The organism is Catellatospora sichuanensis, assembly GCF_007483665.1.
Lineage (GTDB): Bacteria > Actinomycetota > Actinomycetes > Mycobacteriales > Micromonosporaceae > Catellatospora > Catellatospora sichuanensis.
Map to the genome: position 1 here is coordinate 60,006 of NZ_ML660190.1, position 25,938 is coordinate 85,943.

26 protein-coding genes are annotated in these 25,938 nt (G+C 72.9%); 7 read left to right on the forward strand and 19 right to left on the reverse strand.

The annotated features are described in order from the left end of the window. Positions 1-2 precede the first annotated feature (2 nt). The 11 genes from alc to uraD all read right to left on the reverse strand — a co-directional run bounded on the left by alc (position 3) and on the right by uraD (position 11,828). Complete coding sequence (gene alc, locus FLL47_RS12090; protein WP_144120583.1) at positions 3-989, reverse strand: allantoicase; 987 nt, start codon at positions 987-989, stop codon at positions 3-5. Positions 990-1,038: 49 nt separating this feature from the next. Then, positions 1,039-2,340, reverse strand: a complete 1,302-nt coding sequence (gene allB / locus FLL47_RS12095) for an allantoinase AllB (protein WP_144120584.1) — start codon at positions 2,338-2,340, stop codon at positions 1,039-1,041. After that, positions 2,337-3,569 carry a DUF6986 family protein gene (locus tag FLL47_RS12100; RefSeq protein WP_144120585.1) on the reverse strand — a complete coding sequence of 411 codons (1,233 nt, stop codon included), beginning with the start codon at positions 3,567-3,569 and terminating at the stop codon, positions 2,337-2,339. The genes allB and FLL47_RS12100 overlap by 4 nt, the downstream gene beginning before the upstream one ends. After that, entirely contained in the window at positions 3,569-5,089 is a 1,521-nt protein-coding gene (gene aceB, locus FLL47_RS12105) for a malate synthase A (RefSeq protein WP_144120586.1), read from the reverse strand. The genes FLL47_RS12100 and aceB overlap by 1 nt, the downstream gene beginning before the upstream one ends. After that, positions 5,090-7,360, reverse strand: a complete 2,271-nt coding sequence (gene pucD, locus FLL47_RS12110) for a xanthine dehydrogenase subunit D (protein ID WP_144120587.1) — start codon at positions 7,358-7,360, stop codon at positions 5,090-5,092. It abuts the gene before it with no gap. After that, on the reverse strand, positions 7,357-8,709 hold the full coding sequence (locus FLL47_RS12115; protein WP_144120588.1) for an 8-oxoguanine deaminase: 1,353 nt from the start codon (positions 8,707-8,709) through the stop codon (positions 7,357-7,359). The genes pucD and FLL47_RS12115 overlap by 4 nt, the downstream gene beginning before the upstream one ends. Further along, positions 8,706-9,185 (reverse strand): (2Fe-2S)-binding protein, encoded by a 480-nt coding sequence (locus FLL47_RS12120; protein WP_144120589.1) that lies wholly within the window; start codon positions 9,183-9,185, stop codon positions 8,706-8,708. Before FLL47_RS12120 ends, FLL47_RS12115 begins: the two co-directional genes overlap by 4 nt. Continuing rightward, the gene (locus FLL47_RS12125; RefSeq protein ID WP_144120590.1) at positions 9,176-10,027 is read right to left on the reverse strand and encodes an FAD binding domain-containing protein; all 852 of its coding nucleotides are present in this window, start codon (positions 10,025-10,027) and stop codon (positions 9,176-9,178) included. Before FLL47_RS12125 ends, FLL47_RS12120 begins: the two co-directional genes overlap by 10 nt. Next, positions 10,027-10,908: a factor-independent urate hydroxylase gene (gene pucL, locus FLL47_RS12130; protein WP_144120591.1), complete on the reverse strand. Its 882-nt coding sequence runs from the start codon at positions 10,906-10,908 to the stop codon at positions 10,027-10,029. Before pucL ends, FLL47_RS12125 begins: the two co-directional genes overlap by 1 nt. After that, positions 10,908-11,234, reverse strand: a complete 327-nt coding sequence (gene uraH, locus FLL47_RS12135; RefSeq protein ID WP_144120592.1) for a hydroxyisourate hydrolase — start codon at positions 11,232-11,234, stop codon at positions 10,908-10,910. The genes pucL and uraH overlap by 1 nt, the downstream gene beginning before the upstream one ends. A gap of 96 nt (positions 11,235-11,330) precedes the next feature. Beyond that, positions 11,331-11,828, reverse strand: coding sequence for a 2-oxo-4-hydroxy-4-carboxy-5-ureidoimidazoline decarboxylase (uraD, locus tag FLL47_RS12140; protein WP_144120593.1), 498 nt, complete (start codon positions 11,826-11,828; stop codon positions 11,331-11,333). 105 nt (positions 11,829-11,933) lie between these two features. Between uraD and FLL47_RS12145 the strand changes: the two genes are divergently transcribed. Next, positions 11,934-13,508 (forward strand): PucR family transcriptional regulator, encoded by a 1,575-nt coding sequence (locus tag FLL47_RS12145; RefSeq protein ID WP_144120594.1) that lies wholly within the window; start codon positions 11,934-11,936, stop codon positions 13,506-13,508. Between the two features lie 27 nt (positions 13,509-13,535). Here FLL47_RS12145 and FLL47_RS12150 read toward each other — a convergent pair whose 3' ends face one another. Beyond that, positions 13,536-14,522, reverse strand: a complete 987-nt coding sequence (locus FLL47_RS12150; RefSeq protein ID WP_144120595.1) for an LLM class flavin-dependent oxidoreductase — start codon at positions 14,520-14,522, stop codon at positions 13,536-13,538. Between the two features lie 177 nt (positions 14,523-14,699). Between FLL47_RS12150 and FLL47_RS12155 the strand changes: the two genes are divergently transcribed. Continuing rightward, positions 14,700-15,326: a TetR/AcrR family transcriptional regulator gene (locus tag FLL47_RS12155; RefSeq protein ID WP_144120596.1), complete on the forward strand. Its 627-nt coding sequence runs from the start codon at positions 14,700-14,702 to the stop codon at positions 15,324-15,326. 274 nt (positions 15,327-15,600) lie between these two features. On the opposite strand, the gene FLL47_RS12160 is transcribed toward FLL47_RS12155, so the two are convergent. From FLL47_RS12160 to FLL47_RS12175, 4 genes are all read right to left on the reverse strand, one after another. Beyond that, entirely contained in the window at positions 15,601-16,293 is a 693-nt protein-coding gene (locus FLL47_RS12160) for an MSMEG_4193 family putative phosphomutase (protein WP_144120597.1), read from the reverse strand. Position 16,294: 1 nt separating this feature from the next. Next, complete coding sequence (locus tag FLL47_RS12165) at positions 16,295-17,125, reverse strand: undecaprenyl-diphosphate phosphatase (RefSeq protein ID WP_144120709.1); 831 nt, start codon at positions 17,123-17,125, stop codon at positions 16,295-16,297. A 6-nt stretch (positions 17,126-17,131) separates the two neighbouring features. After that, positions 17,132-18,184 (reverse strand): LLM class F420-dependent oxidoreductase, encoded by a 1,053-nt coding sequence (locus FLL47_RS12170; RefSeq protein ID WP_144120598.1) that lies wholly within the window; start codon positions 18,182-18,184, stop codon positions 17,132-17,134. A gap of 85 nt (positions 18,185-18,269) precedes the next feature. Next, the gene (locus FLL47_RS12175) at positions 18,270-19,361 is read right to left on the reverse strand and encodes an acyltransferase family protein (protein WP_144120599.1); all 1,092 of its coding nucleotides are present in this window, start codon (positions 19,359-19,361) and stop codon (positions 18,270-18,272) included. A gap of 166 nt (positions 19,362-19,527) precedes the next feature. Here FLL47_RS12175 and FLL47_RS12180 point away from each other — a divergent pair, with 166 nt between their 5' ends. From FLL47_RS12180 to FLL47_RS12190, 3 genes are all read left to right on the forward strand, one after another. After that, the gene (locus tag FLL47_RS12180; protein ID WP_144120600.1) at positions 19,528-20,496 is read left to right on the forward strand and encodes an aldo/keto reductase; all 969 of its coding nucleotides are present in this window, start codon (positions 19,528-19,530) and stop codon (positions 20,494-20,496) included. Positions 20,497-20,614: 118 nt separating this feature from the next. Beyond that, complete coding sequence (locus tag FLL47_RS12185) at positions 20,615-20,806, forward strand: DUF5703 family protein (RefSeq protein ID WP_120315679.1); 192 nt, start codon at positions 20,615-20,617, stop codon at positions 20,804-20,806. A gap of 153 nt (positions 20,807-20,959) precedes the next feature. Next, positions 20,960-21,421 (forward strand): GNAT family N-acetyltransferase, encoded by a 462-nt coding sequence (locus tag FLL47_RS12190; protein ID WP_186315684.1) that lies wholly within the window; start codon positions 20,960-20,962, stop codon positions 21,419-21,421. A 29-nt stretch (positions 21,422-21,450) separates the two neighbouring features. Here FLL47_RS12190 and FLL47_RS12195 read toward each other — a convergent pair whose 3' ends face one another. From FLL47_RS12195 to FLL47_RS12205, 3 genes are all read right to left on the reverse strand, one after another. Further along, the gene (locus FLL47_RS12195) at positions 21,451-21,936 is read right to left on the reverse strand and encodes a hypothetical protein (protein ID WP_144120602.1); all 486 of its coding nucleotides are present in this window, start codon (positions 21,934-21,936) and stop codon (positions 21,451-21,453) included. A gap of 79 nt (positions 21,937-22,015) precedes the next feature. Then, positions 22,016-22,666 carry a hypothetical protein gene (locus tag FLL47_RS12200; RefSeq protein ID WP_144120603.1) on the reverse strand — a complete coding sequence of 217 codons (651 nt, stop codon included), beginning with the start codon at positions 22,664-22,666 and terminating at the stop codon, positions 22,016-22,018. A 59-nt stretch (positions 22,667-22,725) separates the two neighbouring features. Continuing rightward, a complete protein-coding gene (locus FLL47_RS12205; RefSeq protein ID WP_144120604.1) occupies positions 22,726-24,033 on the reverse strand; it encodes a M20/M25/M40 family metallo-hydrolase in 1,308 nt (435 codons plus the stop codon). 112 nt (positions 24,034-24,145) lie between these two features. Between FLL47_RS12205 and FLL47_RS12210 the strand changes: the two genes are divergently transcribed. Beyond that, on the forward strand, positions 24,146-24,811 hold the full coding sequence (locus tag FLL47_RS12210) for a DUF3159 domain-containing protein (RefSeq protein WP_144120605.1): 666 nt from the start codon (positions 24,146-24,148) through the stop codon (positions 24,809-24,811). Between the two features lie 9 nt (positions 24,812-24,820). After that, on the forward strand, positions 24,821-25,555 hold the full coding sequence (locus tag FLL47_RS12215; RefSeq protein ID WP_246157841.1) for a GNAT family N-acetyltransferase: 735 nt from the start codon (positions 24,821-24,823) through the stop codon (positions 25,553-25,555). The last annotated feature ends 383 nt before the right edge of the window (positions 25,556-25,938 follow it).

Here is a 25,938-nt window from a genome sequence, read left to right on the forward strand (position 1 = left end):
TGTCAGCCTCCCCCAGCCTCCTGATCCGTCCACGGTGCGGCGAGTTCTTCCCGGGCGGAGGCCGTCAGGCTGCCGTACAGGCGCAGCCGGGCCATGCCGCCGTCGGGGTAGACGTCCAGGCGTGCCCCGTCGACCGGGCCGTCGTACGACAGCCGGAACCGGTGGCGGGTGTCGGGCTGCAACCGGGTGCGTGCCAGCAGCGGTTCGCCGTCCGGCCCGGTCAGCGCCGCCCAGCCGGGGGCGTTGCCTTTGAAATGTGAGGTGTCCAGCTCGGCCAGCCGGAGCACGCCCGGCGCGGCGAGGCGCACCTGCACCCAGTCGTTGCCGTCGTCGCGCCGCCGCCGGGTCTCCCAGCCCTCGCCCATGCTGGCCGCCAGGCCGGGCAGCAGCAGGTTGCCGGGCGAGCCGTAGAAGCGGTCGCTGCAGTCGACGACCCGCCCGCCGAGTTCTGCGGCGGCGAGGTCGACGGTGTCCGGCAGCAGGCGCGGGTCGGGGGCGGGGATGCCGTGCACCCGCAGCCGGGCCACCCCGCCGTCGGGATGGATGGTCAACCGGACGTGGGTGACCAGCGGCCCGGCGTCGACCGGGAAGCGGTTGCGGGTGTCCCCCTGCAGCGGCGAGCGCCCGACCAGCGGGAACCAGTCCGCGCCGGTCAGCTCGGCGGGCGAGGGGTAGCCGTCGGCCCGGCAGCCCTCGACGGACGCCTCGGGCGGGTAGTTGCCGGTGAAGAACGCGGTGTCGACGACGACGCCGTGCACGTGGCCGGGCGCGCCGAGCCGGAGCACGGCATGGTCGTGGCCGGGTTCGCGGCGGCGGCGGGTCTCCCAGCCGTCGTACACCTGGCCTTTCGCGCCGAAGGTGCGCGGGGTGAAGGTCGGCGCCCACGGGTTGACCAGGTTGTCGCGCTCGGCGAAGAACTCGTCGTTGGCGGCGACGACGCTGCCGCCCACGGCCCGCGACGCGAGGTCGAGCAGCTCCTCGAAGCTCACGGCGCCACCTGCCCGCGACCGGCGGCGCAGCACCCGTCCGGGCCCGCGCTCATGCCCCGCCTCCCGGCCGGAGCAGGCGGCCGATCGGCTCCACACCGGCGAGGCGGCCGCGTAGCCAGGTGTCGCGCACGACGCCGCGCAGCGGGCGGCCGTCGTAGGGCGAGACGTGGTGGCGGTGCAGCAGCCGGGTCGCGTCGACGGTGAACTCGGCGTCGGGGTCGAAGGCCACCAGGTCCGCGTCGGCGCCCTCGGCGATCCGTCCCTTGCGGGGCAGGCCGACCAGGTCGGCGGTGTTGCCGGCCATCCAGCGGACCACGTCGGCGAGGCTGTGCCCGCGCTGCGCCGCGGCGGTCCAGATCAGCGGCAGCCCGAGCTGCACGGACGCGATACCGCCCCAGGCGGTGCCGAAGTCGCCGGCTTTCAGCTCGGGCGGGCACGGCGAGTGGTCGGACACCACGCAGTCGATCACCCCGTCGGCCAGCGCCTGCCAGAGCGCATCCTGATGGGACTTGTCCCGGATCGGCGGGCAGCACTTGTACTGCGTCGCGCCGTCGGGCACCTGGGCGGCGTCCAGGGTCAGGTAGTGCGGGCAGGTCTCGGCGGTGATGCGGACGCCCTCGCGGCGCGCCGCGGCGATCAGCGGGAGCGCGTCGGCGGCGGCCAGGTGCAGGATGTGCACCCGGGCTCCGGTGCGCCGGGCCGCATCGATCGCGGCGGCGACGGCACGGCGCTCGGCCCGCGGCGGGCGCGAGGCGACGAAGTCCGCGAAGTGCTCGCCGTACGCGGCGGTGACCAGCGACGGGTCTTCGGCGTGCACCACGAACAGCGCGTCGACCGCGCCGAGCGCCTCCTCCAGCCCCGCCGGGTCCAGCGGCGGGAACTCCGGCACCCCCGAGTCGATGAGGAACGCCTTGAAGCCGAACACGCCCTGCTGGTGCAGCGCGGGCAGCTGCGCGGCGTTGCCGGGCACCGCGCCGCCCCAGAAGCCGACGTCCACGAAGCACTGCTCGACGGCGGCGGCCCGTTTGACGTGCAGCGCCTGCACGTCGACGGTGGGCGGAATCGAGTTCAGCGGCATGTCGACGATGGTGGTGACGCCGCCCGCGGCGGCCGCCCGGGTGGCGCTGTCGAAGCCCTCCCACTGGGTGCGCCCCGGCTCGTTGACGTGCACGTGGGTGTCGACCAGGCCGGGCAGCAGCGCGCACTCCCCCAGGTCGATGACGTCGTTGCCGGCCAGCGCCTGGAAGCCGGCGACCGCGGCGATGACTCCGTCGCGGATGCCGACGTCGGCGGGCCGCTCGCCGTCCGGGGTGAGCGTGCGGTGCGAGCGCAGGATCAGGTCGTAGTTCACAGCGGGTCCAGCATAGATCGATCGACGCCGAATTCGCCGATATCCAGCGCGCCGCACTCCACGGCGCGTCGCAGGAACCCGGACAGCGCCCGCGCGGTCGCCGGTTCGTCGAGGTAGCCGGTGCCGCGCGCGCCGCTGTCGCGCTGCGCGGCGCTGTCGCGCCCGGCCAGCCAGGCCCGCAGCCGGGTCGCGGCCGACGGCGCACCCTCCCGGAAGAAGCCGTACGCGGCCGCGTAACGCGTCGGCAGCTGCGCCGGATGCAGGTCCCAGCCCTGGTAGAAGCCGCGTTCCAGGCTGCGGCGGACCAGGCGCTGGTGCAGCGCCCAGGCGGCCTGCACGGCGGCGGTGTCGCCGATCGGCAGCACGTTGGTGGAGCCGTCGACCACGCGTACCCCCGTACCTGCTGCGGCGACCTGCATCACCTGCTTGGCGTGATCGGCGGCCGGATGCTCCATGGACTGGTACGCCGCCGCGATGCCCAGCGCCGCCGAGTAGTCGTAGGTGCCGTAGTGCAGCCCCACGCAGCGCCCCTGCGATGCGTGGATCATCGCGGGCAGCGGGCACACCCCGTCCGGGCCCAGGATGGCCTGCGGCATCTCCACCTGCAGCTCGAAGCGCAGCTGCCCGGCGGCCGGTTCGAGGTGACGGCACAGCCACACCAGCGCCTCGACCTGGTCCACCGAGCTGACCTTCGGCAGCGTGATCACGAAGTTCGGCGGGATCGTGCCCAGCGCGTCGAACAGCCGGTCGAGGGTGCGCAGCGCGCGGGGCCGGGTGTCGGGCTCCAGGCTCTTGATCCGTACGCCGGTGAACGGGGCCGGACGGGCGGCGAGGAACGCGGCGACGCTGCGGGCGTGCGCGTCCTCGGTCGCGTCCTCGCGGCGGCCGTAACCGTCCTCGAAGTCCACCCGCAGGTCCTCGATCGGTTCGGCGGACAGCTTGCGGCTGATCCGCTCGTGCAGCATTTCCGGATACGGCAGGCCGTGCTCGGCCAGCGCCGCGAGGGCCTGCTCGCCCCAGCGCGACGCGAGACCGGTGCGCACCCGGTCGGCGGGCACGTACACGGTGTGCAGCGGCTGGCGGCCGGGTTGCTCGCCCGGCCAGCGGTCGCGGAGCAGTCCGTCGGCCGCCGCCAGTCTGCGGTCCAGCTCCCGGGCGGGAAGGTGGTCCGTCCCGTCGCGCGGCTCGCGCGGCACGCCGAGGAACTCCTCGGTTCCGGCGGGCGTCATCAGTCGATCAGCTCCCCGGCCGGCAGGGTCAGGAACTCGACGAAGTCGTCGGCGAGCGCGACCTGCTCGAAGACCCGGCGGGCGGGGGCGTACTCCGGCCCCAGCCCGGCCATCTCCCCCTCGATGAGCTGTTCCAGCAGCTCGCGGGTGACCGGGGTGGTGCCGCCGTCGAGGACCGCGCCGTTGTGCAGCCACTGCCACAGCTGCGAGCGGGAGATCTCGGCGGTGGCGGCGTCCTCCATCAGGTTGTCGATCGCGGCCGCGCCGTTGCCGTTCAGCCAGGACTGGATGTAGCGGATGCCGACGTGGATGTTGGCGCGCGCCCCCGCCAGGGTCGGCTCACCCTCGGTGGTGCGCACGTCGAGCAGGTCGTGGGCACTGACCTGCACGTCCGGGCGCTGGCGGGTGAGCTGGTTCGGCGCCCCGTCCAGCGCCTTCTCGAAGACCTCCAGGCAGAGCGGCACCAGGTCGGGGTGCGCCACCCAGGAGCCGTCGAAGCCGTCGGCGGCCTCGCGTTCCTTGTCCTGACGGACCTTGGCCAGCGCGGTCGCGGTGACGCCCGGGTCGCGCCGGTTCGGGATGAAGGCCGCCATGCCCCCCATCGCGTACGCGCCGCGGCGGTGACACGTCTTGACCAGCAGCTGCGCGTACGCCCGCAGGAACGGCGCGGCCATCGTCACCTGCCCCCGATCGGGCAGCGTGTACGCCGGGAACGCGCGGAACTTCTTGATCAGGCTGAACAGGTAGTCCCAGCGCCCGGCGTTCAGGCCGCTGGCGTGGTCGCGCAGCTCCCACAGGATCTCGTCCATCTCGAACGCGGCCGTGATCGTCTCGATGAGCACGGTGGCCCGGATGCTGCCGTACGGGATGCCCAGCAGCTCCTGCGCGGCGGTGAACACGTCCTGCCACAGCCTCGCTTCGAGGTGGCTCTCCATCTTCGGCAGGTAGAAGTACGGGCCGCTGCCGCGGGCCAGCAGCTCGGCGGCGTTGTGGAAGAAGTGCAGCCCGAAGTCGACCAGCGCGGCGACGCCGGGACTGCCGTCGACCTCGAAGTGGCGCTCGTCGAGGTGCCAGCCGCGGGGCCGCACCACGATGGTGGGCAGCGGGCCGGGGTGCAGGGCGTACAGCTTGTCGCCCTGCTGGAGGCTGATGGTCCGGCGGACCGCCTCGTACAGGCTCTGCTGGCCGCCGATCACGTTGGCCCAGTGCGGGGTGTTGGCGTCCTCCAGATCGGCCAGCCACACCTTCGCGCCCGAGTTCAGCGCGTTGATGGTCATTTTGCGGTCGGTCGGGCCGGTGATCTCGACCCGGCGGTCGACCAGGTCGGCCGGGGCGGGCGCGACCGTCCACTCGCCGTCTCTGATACCCGCCGTCTCCGGCAGGAAGTCCAGCGTGCCGGTGCGGTCGATCTCGGACTGCCGGGCCTGGCGCGCCGCGAGCAGCTCGTCGCGGCGGGGGCGGAAGCGGCGTTGCAGTTCGGTGACGAACGCGACCGCTTCAGGCGTCAGGATCTCGGTCACTCATACCCCCACGATGTGTTCGGGCCGGACCGGCACCCGGGTCAGCGCGGCCCCGGTTGCCGCCCGGATCGCCGCGACGACGGCCGGTGTGGACGAGATCGTAGGCGGCTCGCCGACCCCGCGCAGGCCGTAGGGCGAGTGCGGGTCGGCCAGTTCGAGCACGTCCACTGTCATCGGCGGCATGTCCATGATCGTAGGGAGCAGATAGTCGGTGAAGGAGGGATTGCGCACCTTCCCGTCCACCAGCTGGATCTCCTCCATCAGCGCCAGGCCGAGACCCTGGGCGGTGCCGCCGTGGATCTGACCCACGACAGCGGCCGGATTGACGGCCTTGCCGACGTCCTGCGCGGTGACGATCTCGACGACTTTCACCAGGCCGAGTTCGATGTCGACGTCGACGGTGGCCCGGTGCGCGGCGAACGCGTACTGCACGTGCGCGTCGCCCTGACCCGTCTCCGGGTCGAGCGGATGCGTCGGCCGGTGCCGCCACTGCACCGTCTCCTCGATCGCCTCGTCCCCGAGCAGCTCGGCGATCTTTGCGAGGACCGTGCCGGCCTCGTCGAGGACCTGCCCGTCGACCAGGCGCAGCCCGTCCGGCCGGCCGCCGATCCGGTCCAGCAGGCGGCTACGGATGGCCTGGCAGGCGGCGCGGACGGCGCCGCCGGTCATGTAGGTCTGGCGGGAGGCGGAGGAGGAGCCCGCGCTGCCGACCGCGGTGTCGGCGGGGGCGATGGTGACCTGGTCGACGCCGAGTTCGGTGCGCACGATCTGGGCCTGGACGGTGACCAGGCCCTGGCCGACCTCGGCGGCGGCGGTGTGCACGAGCACGGCGGGGCGGCCGCCGACCGGTTCCAGGCGCACACGGGCGGTGGCGTAGTCGTCGAAGCCCTCGGAGAAGCAGACGTTCTTGATGCCGATGCCGTAGCCGACGCCGCGGACCACGCCCTCGCCGCGGGTGGTGTTGGCGGTGCCGCCGGGCGGGAAGTCGGCCTGCCCGGCCGGTGGTTTCGACTGCACCAGGCGGAGCAGCTCCTCGACCGGCGCGGGGCCTTCGACGAGCTGGCCGGTCGGCATCCGGTCACCGGTGTGCAGGGCGTTGCGGACCCGCACCTCCACGGGGTCCAGGCCCAGCGCCGCGGCGAGCTTGTCCATCTGCGACTCGTACGCGAAGCACGCCTGCACCGCGCCGAAGCCGCGCATCGCCCCGCACGGCGGGTTGTTGGTGTAGAGCCCGTAGGCGTCCATCACCACGTTCGGCACGTCGTAGGGGCCGATGCCCAGCGTCGCCGCGTTGGCCACGACCGCGCCGGAGCTGGACGCGTACGCGCCGCCGTCGAGCAGGATGCGGGCCTTCACGTAGACCAGGCGGCCGTCGGCGTCCGCGCCGTGCTCGTAGCGCAGCCGGGCCGGGTGCCGGTGCACGTGGCCGAAGAACGACTCCTCCCGCCCGTACACCATCTTCACCGGACGCCCGGTGCGCAGCGCCAGCAGGCAGGCGTGGACCTGCATGGACAGGTCCTCGCGCGCGCCGAACGCGCCGCCGACCCCGGCCAGGGTGAGCCGCACCTTGTCGGCGGCCATGCCCAGGCACGCGGCGACCTGCTGCTGGTCGACGTGCAGCCACTGGGTGGCGATGTAGAGGTCGATGCCGCCGTCCTCGGCGGGCACGGCCAGCCCCGATTCGGGGCCGAGGAAGGCCTGGTCCTGCATGCCGACCTCGTACTCGCCGGTGACCACGACCGCGGCGGTGGCCTGCGGGTCGCCGCGCCGGATCGGCACGTGGCGCAGCAGGTTCGGCCGGTCCGCGTGTACCCGGGGCGCGCGGTCCTCGTGCAGCGCCGCCTCCGGGTCGGTGACCGGGTCGAGCACGTCGTAGCCGATCCCGATCGCATTGACGGCGCGGCGCGCGGTCTCCGGATGGTCGGCGGCCACGATCACGATCGGCTCGCCCTGGTAGCGGACCTCGCCGGCGGCCAGCACCGGCTGGTCGACATGCTCCAGGCCGTAGAGCCGCCGCCCGGGCACGTCCTCGTGGGTGAGCACCGCGTACACCCCGGGAATCCGCAGCGCCGGACCGAGATCCAGGCTCGTGATCCGCGCCCGCGGATGCGGGCTGCGCAGCGTCGCCCCCCACAGCATGTCCTCGGCCCACAGATCCGACGAGAACGCGAACTCCCCCGTCACCTTCAACCGCCCGTCCGGCCGCCCCGGCGACGCCCCCACCCCACCCGTGACAGTGGCCGCCAACCCCACATGCACCGTCGAGCTCATCGGCCGGCCTTTCGGAGGAGGGTGCGGCTGACGCGGGTCAGGTCGCGGGCCAGGGAGTCCTCGTCGGTGTGGACGAGGCGGCCGTGGCGGACGACGAGGTTGCCGCCGACGAGCAGGGCTTCGACGCGGGCCGGTGGGCCGAAGACGAGGGCGGCGACCGGGTCCTCGATGCCGGCGTGGCCGAGGCCGTCGATGCGCCAGAGCGCGACGTCGGCGAGCCGGCCCGGCTCCAGGATGCCGATCTCGCCGTCGCGGCCCAGGCAGCGGGCCCCGCCCGTGGTGGCCAGGGCGAGCGCCTCGCGGGCGGTCAGCGCCGCCGGGCCGCCGCGCAGGCGTGCGGCCAGCATCGCCTGGCGCAGTTCCGGGCCCAGCTCACCGGCCTCCTGCGAGGCCGCACCGTCGACGCCCAGGCCGACCGGCGCGCCGACGTCGAGCAGGTCGCGCACCCGGGCGATGCCCGCGCCGAGCCGGGCGTTGGAACTGGGACAGTGCGCCACCCCGGTGCCGGTCGCGCCGAGCCGGGCCACCGCGGCGTCGTCGAGGTGCACGCCGTGCGCCAGCCACACGTCGTCGCCGAGCCAGCCGAGCTTCTCCGCGTACTCCACCGGCGTGCAGCCGAACCGTTCGCGGCAGAACTCGTCCTCCTCGACCGTCTCGGCGAGGTGGGTGTGCAGCCGCACCCCGTGCGCGCGGGCCAGGGACGCGGCCTCGCGCATCAGGTCGGAGGTGACCGAGAACGGCGAGCAGGGCGCGACGGCGACGCGCACCATCGCCGACGGCGACGGGTCGTGGTGCTGCTCGATCGCGGCCGCGGTCGCGGCGAGGGCGGCGTCGGTCGACTCGACGACGTTGTCCGGCGGCAGCCCGCCCTGCGACGCGCCCAGGTCCATCGAGCCGCGGCAGGCGTGCAGCCGTACGCCGACCGAAGCGGCCGCCTCGACCTGGGTCCCGATCAGGTCACCGGAGCCGCGCGGGAACACGTAGTGGTGGTCGGCGGCGGTGGTGCAGCCCGACAGCGCCAGCGCGCTCAGGCCCGCGGTGGTGGTGACGTAGACGAGTTCGTCGTCGAGCCCGGCCCACACCGGGTACAGCTCGACCAGCCAGTCGAACAGGTTGCTCTGCTGGGCCAGGCCCCGGGTCGCCCACTGGTAGAGGTGGTGGTGCGTGTTGACCAGGCCGGGTGTGGCCAGGCAGCCCCGGCCGTCGATGACCTGGTCGGTGGGTCCCTCGAAGTCCCCCGCGCCGACCTCGGTGATCCGGTCGCCGTCGACCACGACATGTCCGCGCAGGTATTCGGCGCCCGCCGCGTCGACGGTCGCGATCGCACAGCCGTTGATGACGGTCCTCATCGCGTCCCCGCCTCGGTCGGGCTGCCTGCGGCCAGGCGTACCGCATCCATGATCTTTTCGTAGCCGGTGCAGCGGCACAGGTTGCCGGCCAGCGCCTCGCGGATCTCGGGGTCGCTCGGGTGCGGGACGCGTGCCAGCAGGTCGTGCACCGAGACGATCAGCCCCGGCGTGCAGAAGCCGCACTGGACCGCCCCGGTCTGCAGGAACGCCTGCTGCACCGGGTCCAGCTCGCCCTCCGGGGCCAGGCCTTCGACGGTGCGCACGTCGCGTCCGGCGGCCTGGCCCGCGGCGACCAGGCAGGCGCAGACCGCCGTCCCGTCGAGGTAGACCGTGCACGACCCGCATTCGCCCTGCTCGCAGGCGTTCTTGCTGCCGGGCAGGCCGAGCCGCTCGCGCAGCACGTAGAGCAGGCTCTCGCCCTCCCAGACGTCGTCGGCGGTCCGGGTCGTTCCGTTGACCGTGCAGGTCACCCGCATAGGTCCCTCCAGGCCCAGGTCAGGGTGCGCTGGGCCAGCACGGCCAGCGCGTGTCGGCGGTACGCGGCCGTGCCGCGCACGTCGTCGATCGGTGCAGCGGCGGCGGCGACCAGCTCGCCGAAGCGCCGCGCCACGTCGGGTGCGAGCCCGGCGAGGGTGTCCCAGGGCAGCTGCCCGGCGGCGAACAGCTCCGCCTCGGTCGCCCGGCGCGGCGTCGGCGCGGCCGAGCCGATGCCGGTGCCGACCTCGCGGCGTCCGGGGTGCAGCGCCAGGGAGAACGAGCTGACCGCGATCACCATCGCGTTGCGCGTGCCGATCTTCGAGAACTGCTCCGGGCCGTCGGCGGGGCGCACCCACACCGCGGCGATCAGCTCGTCCGGCGCGAGCACGCTGCGTTTGGGGCCGGTGAAGAACCCGTCGATCGGCACCAGGCGGGTGCCGCGCACCGACGCCAGCTCGACCTGTGCACCGGCCGCCAGCAGCGGCGGGTGGCCGTCGCCCGCGGGCGAGGCCGAGCCGAGGTTGCCCCCGAGCGTGCCCCGGTTGCGGATCTGCGGCGAGCCGACCGTGCGCGCGGCCATGGCCAGCCCCGGCAGCCGGTCGCCCAGCTCCTCGATGATCCGGGTGTACGAGACGCCCGCGCCGATGCGCAGCAGCTCCCCGTCCATCGCCCAGGTCGTCAGGTCGCCGATGCGGGTCAGGTCGAGCAGCACGCCCGGTCGCCGCCGGTGGAAGTTCATCTCGACCATCACGTCGGTGCCGCCGGCGATCGGCAGCGCGTCCGGCCGGTCCGCCCTGATCGCCAGGGCGTCGGCCCAGGTCGACGGCGTCATGAAGTCCATCAGGCCGCTCCCGGCTCCCATAGGTGCCCTGTCCACGCTAGCCCGGCCGGTGGCGCGTCGTCGCGTAGCACCGTGCCCTCGATCAGGCCGTACGGGCGATCGGCCGCGAAGTACACCGCGTCGGGGTTGTCCAGCCCGAACGGGGACAGGTCGACCAGGAAGTGGTGCCGGTTCGGCAGTGCGAGCCGCACCTCCGCGACTTCGGGCACCCGCTGCAGCACCCGCTCCCCCATCGCGTACAGGGTCTGCTGCAGCGAGCGGCTGTACGTGTCGACGAACGCGCCGATCAGGCCGTCCCGGACCGCCGCGAACGCGGCGTTCCAGTCCACCTCCGTCGAGGCGAAGCGCCAGCGGGCGTCCACGGCCGTGGCCAGGATGCGGTCGTCGGCCTCGGGCAGCGTCGTGTACCGGTCGCGCGGGAAGCCCTTGAACATCGAGCCGGTCGTGTTCAGCAGTGTCAGCCCGTGCAGCCCGCCGACGACCCAGGCCTGCTCGGCGGTCGCGGTCGCCGTCGCGGTGCGCACCTCGTCCCCGGCCCGCGCGAACGAGTGGCCGCCGAGCCGCCGCCAGCCGTACGACTCGAGGTGCACCTGCGCCCGTTCGATCGCGTCCTGGCCGGTGACGAAGTGGCGGGCCAGCCGCAGCCCGAACTGCTCGATGCTGGCGAAGCCGTCGCGGGCGAACGCGTACACCGTGTTCTTCTGCGTGTCGGTGGGCAGCACGTCGGCGTTGTCGCCGGTCAGGTGCGTCGCGTCGAGGCGGCCCGCGAGCCGGGTGCTGACGTTCAGGTCGGTCAGCTCGTGCCGCTCGCCGTCGCGGACCACGGTGACCAGGCGGCACTCGGCCTTGCCGTACCGGTTGGGTCCCAGTCGGATCGTCATCAGGACCCCCGGTAGGTGGTGTAGCCGAACTTGCTCAGCAGCAGCGGCACGTGCAGGTGCCGGTCGGGTTCGGTGACGTCGAAGACCACGGTCACCTCGGGGAAGAAACTGCCGAGCCCCTGGTATGCCGCGACATCGAAGCGCAGCCCGTAGCGGCCCACCAGCCACTGCTCGGCCGGCACCCAGTCGGCGAGCCGCCCGTCGGTGTTCGTGGTCCCGGTCGCCACGACGACCCAGCCGTACTGCCCCAGCCGCTGCAGCGTCACCTGCACGTCCGCCGCGGGCTCCCCGCGACAGGTGTCCAGCACATGGGTCGACAGGGTCATCCCGCGTATCCCCTCGTCATCGCTCGCTCATGCCTTCTCCTCGCTACGCTCGTCGGCGGCATGAGACCTGCGACATGATTCGCTCGCTGCGCTCGCTCATGTCCCGAACAACCGGTCAACACGCAGCAAGGTGATCGCCGTCAGCTCGCGGCGTACCACGTCGCGCTCGGCGGCCTCGTCGTTGGCCAGCCGCTGCCGGGCCGCGGCGAGCATCTGCTCGGCCGACTTGCCGCTGGCGAAGACGAGGAACACGTGGCCGAAACGGTCCTCGTACGCCCGGTTGGCCTCGACCAGCGCGGCCGCGGTCTGCTCGTCGGCGGACGCGGCCCCGGACTGCTCGCGCCGCGACCAGGCCGCCTCGCGGCCGGTGCCCGCGGCCCGTTCACCGATACGCGGGTGGGCGTCGAGCGCCTGCCGCACGTCCGGCCAGGACAGTGCCGCGACCGCCCCGGCGGCGACTTCGCGCAGCTCAGCAAGGTCCGTGTAGGGCCGCGCGGCGGTCACCGCCCGCGCCCACGCACTCGACGCGTTGCAGGTCAGCAACTCGCGTTCGGCGTCGGGGGCGGGCAGAGCGTTGAACTCGGCCGGCGACATGGAATGAGTCAACTGCCCCGCCCTCTGGCGCTGAAGGGTGAGAAGGACCGAAACTGCAACAAAGCCTGGCTAGGCTCTTTGGAGGTTACGACAAAGGCGGTGCGCATGCGGCTACGTGACGTGCTGGAACAGCCGGGTGTCCGGCTGCCGGTGCTCGCCGGGGAAGGCGAGCTGGACCGTCCCGCCCACCTCGCGTACACCACCGACCTGCTCGACCCCGCCCGTTATCTCGCGGGCGGCGAGGTCGTGCTGACCGGGATGATGTGGCGGCGCGAGCCCGCCGACTCCGAGCTGTTCGTCGCCGCGCTGGCCGGGGCCGGGGTCGCCGCGCTCGGCGCAGGTGAGGCGCTGCTCGGGCCGGTCCCCGCCGACCTGGTAGAGGCCTGCCGGCGGCACCGGCTGCCGCTGTTCGCGGTGCCCGCCGAGGTGTCGTTCCGCGAGGTGACCGAACGCATCAACACGGTGCTCTGGGCCGAGCGCGAAGCCGGGGCGGTGGCCGCCCGCAGCCGCCGCCGCGGCCTCGTCGCCACCCTCGCCGCCGGGGCCGACCTGGCCGAGGTGTGGCCCGCTGCCGGAGCCTGGGTGCTCACCTGCACCGGTCGCGTCATCGTGGGCGATCCCGGCGGCACACCGCACGACCTCCCCGTCGGGCGGCGGCTCGCGACGGCGTTCCTGCGCGCGGACACCCTGCCCGCCCGCTGCCGGATCGGCGAGCGGGAGTTCCACCTCGACGCGCCCGCGCCCGCGGCGGCCCCGGGTATGCGCTTCGTCGCCTGCGCCGACCCCGCACTGCTCGAAGAGCTCGTCGAGCTGACCGCGCTGGACGCGGCCCGGTCCGAACGCGCCCGCCGGATCGAACGCCGGCTCGCCGCCCAGCTTGCCGACATCCTGACGTCGGCCCCCGATCCCGCCGAGGTCGCTGCCGCCCTCCACGCCTGCGGCCTGCCCCCCACCGGCCCCTACACCGTCCTCGCCGCCTCCCTCCCCGCCACGTCGCCCGCTCCCCCCGCCGACGCCACGCCCGGCTCCGGCAGTTTCCGGGAAACTGCCCGGAACGGGTTGGCGAAGCGTGCACTTTCCTCGAAACTGCACGACGCGGACGGCGAAGCCGTCGCGGTCGTGGAGGAGATGGTGCCGGGGGCGGCTGTGGCGGTATCGGCGGGCGAGGTCGTGGCGGTGGTCGCGGGGGTGGATGGGCTGAGCGGGCTGCGGGAGGCTGCCCGGCATCTGAGCACGGCGGCACGCGGGATGCGATTCGCGGCGGGATTGAGTGAACCTGCGGCGGGGGTTGCCGAGCTGTCCGGGGCGTTGTCGCAGGCCCGGCACGCACACCGATATGCGCTGGACCGGCAGGAGCGGGTGTCCGTCATCGGCAGCGACGAGCTGGCCTCGCACGATCTGCTGCTCGCGGCCGTGCCCCGAGCGACGCGGCAGGCGTTCGCCGACCGGCTGCTCGCACCGCTGCGCGCCTACGACGCCGACCACCAAGCCGACCTGGTACGCACCCTGCAGACGTTCCTGGCCTGCGACGGCTCGTGGACCCGCTGCGCGAGCGCGATGCACCTGCACGTCAACACGCTGCGCTACCGCATCCGCCGTATCGCCGACCTGACCGGCCGCGACCTGGACCGCTTCACCGACCGCGTCGACCTCTACCTGGCGCTGCGCCTGGAGGCCTAGCCACCCCGCGCTACGTGGGCGGGCCGGTCAGGCGTGGGCCGGCGACATCGCTTCGGCGAGGAGGGCGACCGAGCGCAGGCGGGCCTCGCCGGTGGCGTGGTGGGCGACGATCAGCTCGTCCACGCCCGCCTGCCGGACGAACGCATCCAGGTAGGCACGCACCTCGGCGGGGGTGCCGAGGGCGGAGTACTGCAGCATCTGGTCGACGTGTGCACCCGCGCCCTGGGCGAGGAGCTGATCGGCCTGCTCGTCGGTGAAGCTCTGCCCGCGCCCGAACAGGCCCGTGGCGAACGCCCGCCGGGTGCCCTGGAACTGCTCGCGGGCGGCGGCCATGGTGTCCGCGGCGACGACGTTGACCCCGGCGATCACGTACGGCCGGTCGAGCTGGTCGGAGGGCCGGAACTCCCGCCGGTATGCGGCCACGGCGGCTTCCAGGGCCTGCGGCGCGAAGTGCGAGGCGAACGCGTACGGCAGGCCGAGCGCGGCGGCCAGGGTCGCGCCGAACAGCGACGAGCCCAGGATGTACAGCGGCACCTGTGAGCCCTTGCCCGGCACCGCGTCCACACCGGGGATGCGCGACTTCCCGGCCAGATAGGCCTGCAGTTCGAGGACGTCCTGCGGGAAGCCCTCGGCCGACTGTGCGTCGCGGCGCAGCGCGCGCATGGTGTTCTGGTCCGAGCCGGGAGCCCGGCCCAAGCCCAGGTCGATGCGCCCCGGGTACATCGCGTCGAGGGTGCCGTACTGCTCCGCGATGGTCAGCGGCGTGTGGTTGGGCAGCATGACGCCGCCCGCGCCGAGCCGGATCTCGCGGGTGAACGTGCCGACGTGCGCGATCAGCACCGCGGGTGCCGAGGAGGCGATCGTCGGCATGTTGTGGTGCTCTGCGTACCAGACGCGCCGGTAGCCGTGCTCCTCCGCGGTGCGGGCGAGGTCGACGCTGGCCGCGATGCTGTCGCGCGCGGTCTCGCCGGGACCGATGCGGGCCAGGTCGAGGATGGAGAGCGGGATCGTCATGCGGCTGTCCTTCTGACGCGAACGGGCACCGGCGGGCCGCCCGGTCGGCCGGCGAGACCTGGCACGGTCCCGCCGGCCACGTCCGGTGACACCGGCCGGCGTGAAACGGAGCACTCGCTCCGGCTACCGCTCGACCGTAGCACCGAAACGGAGCAGCCGCTCCGGTAGGGTGTGTGCATGACGTCACCCTCGGCCGCCGCGTCCTCGGCCGCGACGCGCAGCGACGCCGCCCGCAACCGCGGCCGGCTGCTCGACGCCGCCGCCGGGCTGATCGCCGAGCGCGGCAGCGACGTCGACGTACGCGAGATCGCCCGCCGGGCCGAGGTCGGCATGGGCACCCTCTACCGGCATTTCCCCACCAAGGAGGCGCTGCTCGACGCGGCGCTGGAGTACGTGTTCACGTCCTGGGCCGCTTCGGCGACGGCCGCGCTGACCGGCCGGGCCTGGCCGGACCTGAGCGGATTCCTCGCCGACGCACTGACCCGGCAGACCGCCTCACCCGGGCTGCTCGACGCCTACTGCCAGGCGCTGCCCGGCCAGGCCGGAAACACCGCCCGCCAGCACTGCCGCCAGCAGGTCGGTCCGCTGATCGCGGACCTGGTACGCGCCGCCCACGAGTCCGGCGAACTGCGCCCCGACATCACCGCCGAGGACGTGTCCCTGCTGCTCGTCGCCCTCGGCCGGATCGCCCCGGTCGTGCCCGAGCCCGCCTGGCGCCGCATCCTGCACGTCGCCCTCGACGGCCTGCGCACCTCAGCCGCCACACCCCTACCCGACGCCGCCCAGGCGACCCCCGGCCACTAGCGCGCAAACCGCGCGCCCCGCCGCTCCGGCAGAACGGCGCAGCAGATCCCTCACCAAGATCGTTCGACTTGCCCGGCAAGTGGGCGAATGGCGGGTCAAGATACGCACAGGTGCCAGGCAAGTCGAACGATCAAGCCCCACCCCGCCGCGCCGTGCCGTCCCGCCAAGATCACGACGATCTTGCGCGAATGGCACCGTCCGTGCTCGATATGGGCGTGTCGTGGTAGTCACCCGCGCAAGATCGTCGCGATGTTGGGGACGGGGTGGGGGTGGGTTAGGCGCCGCCGCCGAGGACGGCGTCGCTCTCGGCGGTCTCTTCGGCGGGCGGGCGGTGCTTGTGCAGCAGGGCGGAGACCGGCGTGCCGGTGTCGTTGACGCGGAGCACGAACGGCCGCTGCGGGGTGTAGCGGATCGCGGTCACCGACGACGGCTCGACCGAGATGCGCTGGAACAGGTCCAGGTGCATGCCCAGCGCGTCCGCCACGATCGCCTTGATCACGTCGCCGTGGCTGCAGGCCAGCCACACCGCGTCCGGGCCGTGCGACTCGGTGATCCGGGCGTCCCAGGCGCGTACGGCGGTGACGGCGCGGTTGGCCATCGCCGCCATCGCCTCCCCGCCCGGGAACACGACCGCGGCCGGATGGTGCTGCACGGTCGACCACAGCGGGTTGTCCGCGAGTTCCTTGAGCGAGCGCCCGGACCACTCGCCGTAGCCGCATTCGCGCAGCCCCTCCTCGGCCACCGGGGCGACGCCGGGCAGGGCGAGTTCCAGAGTCTGCCGACAGCGGCGCAGCGGGCTGCTCACCACGACTGCCAACGGCAGTCCGGCCAGCCGTCCCCGGGCCTGTTCGGCCTGGGCGACGCCCAGTTCGTCCAGCTCCACGGGCAGATCCCCGGCGAGGATGCCGTCGGCGTTGGCGGTGGTGCGTCCGTGCCGCAGCAGCAGTAGCGTGGCCACGATCGCCAGCCTAGGTGGCGGAGATGGTGTTCGTGGCGAGCAATGCGATGATCGCGCCGCCCAGGATCACGCGATACCACACGAAAGCCATCAGCGAGTGGTGTGCGACGAACTTGAGCAGCCAGGCGATCGAGGCGTACGCCACGAGGAAGCTGACGACCGTGCCGACGATCAGCGAGGCGGCGGTCACGGTGGGGCTGCCCAGCGCCTCGGGCAGCTCGTAGATGCCGGCGGCGACGAGCGCGGGCACGCCGAGGAAGAACGACAGCCGGGTGGCGGTGACCCGGTCGATGTCGCGCAGCAGGCCGGTGGTGATGGTGGCGCCGGAGCGGGACACGCCCGGGATCAGGGCCAGGCACTGGGCGAAGCCGATGACCAGCGTGTCGGACAGGCGCAGCTGCTTCTCGCCGCGGGTCTGGGTGGCGGCGTACTCGGCGAAGGCCATCACGGCGCTCCACACGAGCAGCGAGCCGGCCACGAACCACATGCTGCGCAGCGGACCGGTGATGAGGTCCCGGCCGAGGAAGCCGACGATGCCGATCGGGATCGAGCCGGCGATGACGTACCAGGCGAACTTGTAGTCGAAGATCTGGCGCGCCTCGGCGGAGAACAGGCCCTTGAACCAGGCCCCGGCAAGGCGGGTGATGTCCTGGAAGAAGTACACCAGCACCGCCGCGATCGCTCCGATCTGGATCACGGCGGTGAAGGCGGTGACGGCGGGATCGTCGATCGGCAGGCCCATCAGCTTTTCGGTGATGGTCAGGTGGCCCGTTGAGGAAATCGGGAGGAATTCGGTGATTCCCTCCACGATGCCCAGCACGATCGCCTGCCAGATCTCGATCTCCACTTAGTCTCCCAGTCCGCTCTCCGCGTACGCCTCGGCCACCGTACGCAAGGTCTCCCTGCCGGAGTCGGCGTCTGCCACGAACAGCGCCAGCGACAGCGTAGTCACGCCCGAATCGGCGTAGTCACGCAGGCGTCGCGCGATGCGGTCCTTGGGACCCAGCAATGAAGTGCGGTCGATGAACTCCATCGGGATGGCCGCGGCGGCGTCGCGCTGGCGCCCGGCCAGGTACAGCTCCTGGACCTGCGCGGCGGCCTCGCCGTAGCCCATGCGGGTGGCGAGCTGGTTGTAGAAGTTCTGCTGTCGGCTGCCCATGCCGCCGACGTACAGCGCGGCGTAGGCGCGCACGAGTTCGGCGCACATCTCGACGTCGTCGCCGATGACGACGGGCACGCTGGGCACGACGTCGAAGCCGTCCATCGTCTTGCCCGCCTTGGCCCGGCCCGCGCCGATCTGTGCGAGCTGCTCCTGCGCGAACTCGGGCGCGTAGAACACGGCGAGCCAGCCGTCGGCGATCTCACCGGCCAGTTCGAGGTTCTTCGGGCCGACCGCGGCGAGGTAGACCGGGATCTCGGTGCGCAGCGGGTGGAAGTTGAGCCGCAGCGCCTTGCCGGGGCCGTCGGGCAGCGGCAGGGTGTGGAACTCGCCGTCGTAGGTGACCTGCTTGCGGGACAGGGCGAGCTTGACGACGTCGACGTACTCGCGGGTGCGCGCGAGGGGCTTGGCGAAGCGCACGCCGTGCCAGCCTTCGGAGACCTGCGGGCCGGACACGCCCAGGCCGAGGCGGAAGCGGCCGCCGGACAGCGTGTCGAGGGTGGCGGCGGTCATCGCGGTGGCGGCCGGGGTGCGGCCGGGGATCTGCATGACGGCGCTGCCGATGTCGATGCGCTCGGTCTGCGCGGCGATCCAGGAGAGCAGGGTCGGCGAGTCCGAGCCGTACGCCTCGGCCGCCCAGACCACCGAGAAGCCGAGCTGGTCGGCCTCCCGTGCCAGGGCCAGCAGGCTTTCGGGCGTGGACCACGGCGTCAGATAGCCGATGTTGAGACCGAGTCGCATGGTGACCTCCGTTGGCCGGGCCGCGTCGGCGGCGGTGGGCCAACGTTACCGACTAGTAAGAATCTTGGGAAGGATGACCCCCGTCTCAGGCCGCGGTCGCGCCGGACGGCGCCCGTACCCCGGCGACAGCAGCACGCCGAGCCGCGGGAACGGCCGGCACGAGCGCGGGCGGCCGCTTCGCGGCGAGGTCCTCCACCCAGCCGAAGCACAGCACCGCGCAGGCCGTCAGCGCCGCCGTCACCGCGACCGTGAGCACGGGCGGCCCGGCCAGCCCGCCGAGCAACCACATGCCGACGGCCACCATCGGCAACTGCCACACATAGACGGTCACCGCCCGCGCGTTGAGCAGCGAGACCGCCCGGCGCAGCGGTGCCGCCGCGGCCAGCCAGGCCAGCTGCGGGCGCGCCCGCAGCGCGACCAGCACCACCCCGGTGCCCCACAGCACCAGCGCCAGCTGGTCCTGCAGCCCTTCCGGATCGGCGGCGGCGCGCAGCAGCGCGGCCACGCCCAGCCCTCCGGCGGCGGCCAGGCAGGCGGGCCAGGCGAGCCTGTCCAGCAGGCCGGACTCGCGGGCGTATCCGAGCACCCAGGCGGTGCCGTACGCCGCCGTACTCCAGACCACGTCGGTGACCCGGGAACCCGGCAGCGTGAGCACGGTCGACAGGAGCACGGCCGCCCCGAGCGGGGTCAGCAGCGTCGCCACCGGCGCGCGCTGGAACAGCCACCACAGCAGCGGGGAGAGCAGCACGAACCACAGGTAGACGCGCAGATACCAGAGCGTGACGACCAGTGCCGCACCCCACTCGCTGCCCGGCGGGTTCACCAGCGGGAACACCCACGGGATGAGGTCGCTCCAGGTGAACGGGTGCCAGCCGTGCAGCAGCATCAGCGGGACCCCGATCGCGCCCAGCATCCACAGCGGCGGCAGCAGCCGGCGCACCCGCGAGCGCACGGTGCGTACGGCGCCGCCCCGCCGCAAGGACACCGCGGTCAGGTAGCCGGCGAGACCGAACATGACCCACATCGCGGGCAGTAGTGCGGTCAGCGCACCCAGTGGCGCGGTGTGCTGCAGGAACACCCGGACGATCGCGGCGGCGCGCAGGGTGTCGATGTAGGGGCTGCGGGAGCGGACGGTGGCCGGCTCAGCCGGACTGCCGCTGGCCGTACTGGTCCACATGATGGTTCGGCGCTCCTGGGGGCTGGGTCGACCGTGCACCTCAACCACAGCCCATTTCCCTCAAAGCAAGCTCGGTAAACCGCTCCGGCGCACTGTTTTCCTCCGCACGGGGCGCGCGCCACCCGCCCATCGCCGACACGGCGTCAAGCCGAATACAGTTCACCCCATGCAGCAACGACCGCTCGGCCGTAGCGGGCTGGTGGTCTCCCGCCTCGCCCTGGGCACCATGACCTGGGGTCTGGACACCGATCCGGACGACGCGGGTGCGCAGCTCAAGGCTTATGTGGACGCCGGTGGCACGCTGCTCGACACCGCCGACGTGTACGCCGACGGCGAGGCCGAAGCGGTGCTGGGCACGCTGCTGGACGCCATGGTGTCGCGCGAGGACGTGCTGATCGTCGCCAAGGCCGGGCTGCGGGCGCGGGCGGGCCGCCGGCACGACGGCTCGCGCGGGCACCTGCTGCGTACGCTCGACACCACGCTGCGCCGCCTCGGCGTGTCCTATGTAGACCTTTGGCAGGTACACGGCCAGGATCCGGACACCCCGTGGGAGGAGACGCTGGCCGCGCTCGACCACGCGGTCAGCTCGGGCAAGGCCCGCTACGCCGGTGTGTCGAACTTCTCAGGCTGGCAGACCGCCCGTGCCGTGACCTGGCAGCGGGCCTGGCCCGGGCGCGCCCCGATCGTGGCCACCCAGATGGAGTACTCGCTCCTGCAGCGCGGCATCGAGCGCGAGGTGCTGCCCGCGTGCGCGGCGCTGGGCCTGGGCGTGCTGCCCTGGTCACCGCTGGGCCGCGGGGTGCTGACCGGCAAGTACCGCCACGGCCGTCCCGCCGACTCGCGGGCGGCGTCACCGCACTTCGAGCGCTCGGTGCTGCCCTACCTGCAGCCGCGCTGCTCGGCGATCGTGGAGGCGGTGGCGACCGCCGCCGACGGCCTGGGCGTGTCCGCCGCCGAGGTCGCGCTGGCCTGGGTGCGCGACCGCCCCGGCGTGACCGCGCCGATCCTCGGCGCCCGCAACGTCGGCCAGCTGGTCGCGGCACTGCAGGTCGAGGAGATCACCCTCCCCTCGGAGATCTCCCGCGCCCTCGACGACGTCTCCGCGATCACCGTCGGCTACCCCGAACTCGACTAAGGCCGAGGCCCTCGGAACGGGGTGTTCTGCCGCAATCAGGGCTCTAACGGGCGTAATACCGCCAGATAGGATGCCCGCCCTGCTTGCCTGACCTGTGGCAGAGGTGCACCATCGCTCTATGGACTACGAATACGCACCGCTGCGGTTACCTCCGGATGTAGATCGGTTGACCGCCGCGGTGCGGCTCGCGATCCAGGCTGAGTACGGCGGCTGGGAACTGGCCCGCGTGCAGCTGATGAAGGACGGCACCCGCAAGGTGCTGCTCCGTCGGCCGCTGCGGGCCTTTCCCCTGCCCGGCCTCTCCGTCTGACGGTCTGACCGGCCCGCCCGCCCCGGACCTCGCGAGGCGGGAAGGTGCCGGCGTGGTGGCGCTGCCCCCGCCGGCCGCCGGAACGCGCGCGCGAGAAGTCCGGAAGTGATCATGCCGGGCGATGTGACATACCCCGGCGCTAACCTGCCGAACATGACAGGCATCGACATCCGTAAGGCCCGACCGCAGGACGTCGTCGGCCTGGTGGCCTCCGTCGCCAGCCTGATCGCGGACGACGCCGGCGACCACACCCTCGACCGCCCGCCGCGGCAGCCCCCAACCACCGACCTCGCCTTCGGGATCGCCGACGACGACCGCCTCGTGCTGGTGGCCGTCGAGGGCGACCGGATCGTCGGGCATCTGACCGGCGCCGTCGCCGCGTCCGCCGGGATCCGCCCGCTGCGGGTGGCAACCCTGGCCGGCATGTACGTGTTCCCCGCGCACCGCCACGCGGGTGTAGGCCCGCGGCTGGTCGCCGCGTTCCGCGCCTGGGCCGCCGAACGGCACGCCGACCGGGTTGCGGTCGGCGGCCACATCAGCCACGAATCGGCGATCCGCTTGCACCGCCACCAGCGCTCCGCCTCGCGGACTCCCGTCCTGGAGACGAGCCTCTGAGCGGCTCCGGGACCGGGGCGGGCGAGCGCCTATTTGATCACGTAGAAGTCGGGATGCCCGAGCCACGCGGCCATCGCCGCCGCGTCGAGGAAGAAGGCGGTGCCGTCGTCGTCGGCGACGACACGGCGCCCAGCCCGGTCGAAGTGCCCGCGAATGCCCGCGGGAGGCGGATCGTGGAGGTCGACGTACACCCAGCCGTCGACCCTGTCGGCCACCCGCTGCGCTATCCGTCCCAGTGCGGGCCTGCCCCTCGGGTCGCTGATCCAGATGTGGATCTGCACCTGGCAGGCCATCGCGATCCCCGCCACCTGCTCCAGTGGCTGCGTCGCCTCCGGGCCGAACTCGAAGTCGACCGCCTCCATGCGGTAGCCGTAGGGCCGCCCGTCGGTGTCATGCCAGTCACCGGCGTCCGACCCGTGCCGGATCAGGCCCTCCGCCCGGAATGCCGCCAGCACGATCGGCTCGACCAGTTCGGCGGGATGCGGACTGAAGACGCACAATGCTGTTCCACCCATGGCGGAGGAGTATGCCCGCCGCAACGCGGACGGCGCGCGCCCTTTGCGGGCGCGCGCCGTCGTCGACTGAGGCAGGACGTCAGTCCTGGTCCTCCATGATGTCGCCGTTGAGGTGCTCGTCCAGGCGGGCCACCAGCTTGTCGGAGGCGCCCAGGGTGAACGGGCCGTTGGCGTCGGTCTCCTCGAAGTCGTCGGGCTCCAGGGACTTGTCCACCTCGGCGACGGTGACGATGCCGTCCAGCGGCTCCAGCTCCGGGATGTCCAGGGCGGCGAGCGAGCCGTCGGAGCTCTGCAGCAGCTCCAGCACCGCGTCGGCGACCGAGGCCACCGGCTCGGAGTCGGCGTCGCTGAGGCCGGCCTCACGGCGGGCCAGCTCTGCGGCGTTGATCAGCGCGGAGACGCTCGGGATCAGGTAGTCGCGACGCTGGCGGACCGAGATCACCTTCGGGTGCGGGTCGGTCGGGGCCTGCTCGGCGGCGACGAGGTCGGCCATGAACCGGTCGGCCTTCTCCAGGTCGATCGGCTCCACCTCCCAGGGCAGCGGCTCGCCGTACGTCTCCGAGAGGGCGTCGTCGTAGGTGACGGCGGCGTTGTTGAACGCCACGTAGGCACGCCAGACGTCATCGCTGTCGACCTCGCCCTTGGCGTCGCGTACAGCGGCCAGGTGCGCCCGGGCGGCGGTGATCATCTCTTCCAGCGCGGCCTCGACGGCGGCGTGGTTGTCGCTCATTACTCGGTTACTCCTTCATACGACGAGACAGGCCGGTTCCCGGCCGCGCACGACCGGGCCTAACTCTGCCGCAGGAACCTGTCCAGTACCCGCACGCCGAACTGTAGTCCCTCCACCGGCACGCGCTCGTCGATGCCATGGAACAACGCGGAGAAGTTCAGGTCGGGCGGCAGGCGCAGCGGGGCGAAACCGAAGCAGCGGATACCGAGCCGGGCGAACGACTTGGCGTCGGTGCCACCCGAGAGCATGTACGGGACTGCATGTGCGCCCGGGTCCTCGGCCTTGAGCGCCAGTGCCATCGCATCCACCAGCGCCCCGTCGAACCCGGTCTCCAGCGCGGGCTGGCGGTGAATCGACTCTATCTCCAGATCCGGCCCGAGCACCTCCACCAGCTGCTCGCGGAACAGCTCGAACTGCCCCGGCAGGGTCCGGCAGTCGATCGTGGCGCTCGCCCGCCCTGGAATGACGTTGTCCTTGTATCCGGCGTTCAGGCGGGTCGGATTGGCGGTGTTGCGGATCGTTGCGCCGATCATGGTGGCGATCGGGCCGAGCTTGGCGATGGCGGCTTCGGGGTCGTCGGGGTCGATCTCGATGTGCAGCGCCTCGCCGACCTCCTCCAGGAAGGCCCGCACGGTCGGGGTCACCACGACCGGGAAGCGGTGCCGGCCCACCCGGGCGACGGCCTCGCACAGCGCCGTCACGGCGTTGTCGTCGTGCACGAAGGAGCCGTGGCCGGGGCGGCCGGTGGCGTGCACGCGCAGCCAGTCGATGCCCTTCTCGGCCGTCTGGATCATGTACAGGCGCAGGTCGTTGCTGACCGTGTACGAGAAGCCGCCGACCTCGCCGATCGCCTCGGTGCAACCCTCGAACAGCTCCGGGTGCTCGTCGACGAGGAACGCCGCGCCGTAGTCGCTGCCGGCCTCCTCGTCGGCGGTGTAGGCGAGCACGATGTCGCGCGGCGGGACGTAGCCCGTCTGCTGCCACTCGCGCACCACCGCCAGCGCCATGGCGTCGAAGTCCTTCATGTCGACCGCGCCCCGGCCCCAGATGAAGTCGTCCTTGATCTCACCCGAGAACGGGTGCACCGACCACTCGCTCGCGTCGGCCGGCACCACGTCCAGGTGCCCGTGCACCAGCAGCGCGCCGCGGGAGGAGTCCGCGCCCGGAATGCGGGTGACCACACTGGCCCGGCCGGGCCGGCTCTCGAACAGCTGCGGGTCGAGGCCGACCTCGCTGAGCTTGGTCGCGACGTACTCGGCGGCGCCCCGCTCCCCGGCGCTGGTGGCCAGATCACCCGTGTTGGTGGTGTCGATGCGGATCAGGTCGCGGCAGAGGTCGATAACCTCGTCAGTGGCGGGCTTACGCATAAGGATCTTCCTACCAGGTCGGGCCGGATTGTCCCAGCGCAGGACGCGGCCGCTTCCCGCCCGATGCTGGACAGGCTAGGCTCACCTAACCCCGACGACCGCTGGAGATCACGTGACCGCCACCCGGCCCGACCCCGCCGGTGAGAGCTTCGCCGACCTGCTCGGTGGACGCCGTGCCGCGCTCGACGCCACGCTGAGCCCGCTGGCCTTCGGCATCGGGTTCGTGGCCGGCGGCAGGTCGATCGGGTGGGGCGTGGGCGCGGCGATCGCGGTCACCGTCGTGCTCGGCATCTGGCGGTTGCTGCGCGGGGACAAGCTCGGCGCGGTGCTCCTCGGCCTGCTCGGCGTGGTCGTGGCCGCGCTGATCGCGCTCCGCACCGGCCGGCCGGAAGCGTTCTTCCTGATCCGCATCGCGACCAACGCGGCCAGCGCGCTGGCCTGGGCGGTCAGCATCGTGCTGCGCTGGCCGCTGCTCGGCGTGGTCGTCGGCGGGGTGCTCGGGCAGCGCGGCACCTGGCGCCGTGATCCGGCACTGCTGCGCGCGTACAGCCGGGCCAGCTGGGTCTGGGTCGCGCAGTACGTGGTGCGGCTCGCGGTGTGGCTGCCGCTGGCCTGGGTCGGCCAGGTCGAGGCGCTGACGGTCACCACCATCGCGCTGACCTGGCCGCTGGTCGCGGCCTGCCTGGCCGTCAGCTGGTACGTGATGCGCCGATCCCTGCCCGAGGGCCACCCCGGCCTGCGCCACCCCGTCATCAACACCGCGCCCGCCGGGGTCTAGCCTCGCCTGGTGAGCCTCACCACGGAGCCCATGCACGCCCGCCCCCGCTCGCAGGAGCAGCTCGACCGGCTGTTCGACGGCGGCTGGCCGGAGTTCATCTTCCACGACCAGGAGACCGGACTTCACATCGGACGCGTCCGCGAGCTGTTCGCCGATCTGGAGCTGGTGCTGCTGGACGGGGACGAGCCGGTGGCGGCGGGCTGGGCCGTGCCGCTGTGCTGGAACGGCGAGGTGGACGACCTGCCCGCCGGGTACAACGACAGCCTCGCCCGCGCCCTGGCGGCGCACGATGCAGGGCGCACGCCGGACACGCACGCCGTGCTCGCCGCGCAGGTGCACCCCGGCCGGCAGGGCGCGGGACTGGCCGCGAAGCTGCTCACCGCACTGTGCGAGGACGCCGCGCGGCGCGGCCGCAGCCGGGTGATCTGCCCGGTCCGGCCCACACACAAGGCCCGCTACCCGCTCACCACGATCGAGCGCTACCAGGCATGGACCCGCCCGGACGGGCTGCCGCAGGACCCGTGGCTGCGCACCCATGTCCGGATGGGCGCGCAGGTGCTGGCCGCCGCGCCCCGCTCGCAGGTCATCACCGGCACGGTGGCCGACTGGGAGAGCTGGACCGGCCTGGCCCTGCCCGACTCGGGCGACTACGTCATCCCCGACGGGCTGAGCACCCTGCACGTCGACCGCGCGACCGGCGCCGGCGTGTACACCGAACCCAACGTCTGGGTCCGCCACCGCTGATCCGGCCACCGTCTGCCATCGCGTTATAACACAACGTTCACATAACATCCATGCGAACGCATGCGCGACACCGCATACAGCGTGCTTAACTGGACTTTGTGGACGGCGAGCCGACTACGCCGGTTGTCCGATCCGCCGTCGGCAGTCACACCGGACGGCAGGCCCGGCCCGGCACGCGCGTTGCGCAACGCGCTGGTCGGCTCGACGTTCCCACTCCCCGCCCCGTCGCCCTCGGTCGGTGGCGCGCCTCGCGCCGGGGCCGTGGAAGGCCATGGCGTGCCCGCGCGGGGTCTGGCGGTTGCGGTGCGTACCGTCGACCCCGGACCGGGTGCTGCTCGGGCTAAGCGTCGGCAGTGCCCGGCCGGGGCGGCGGCCACGGACGC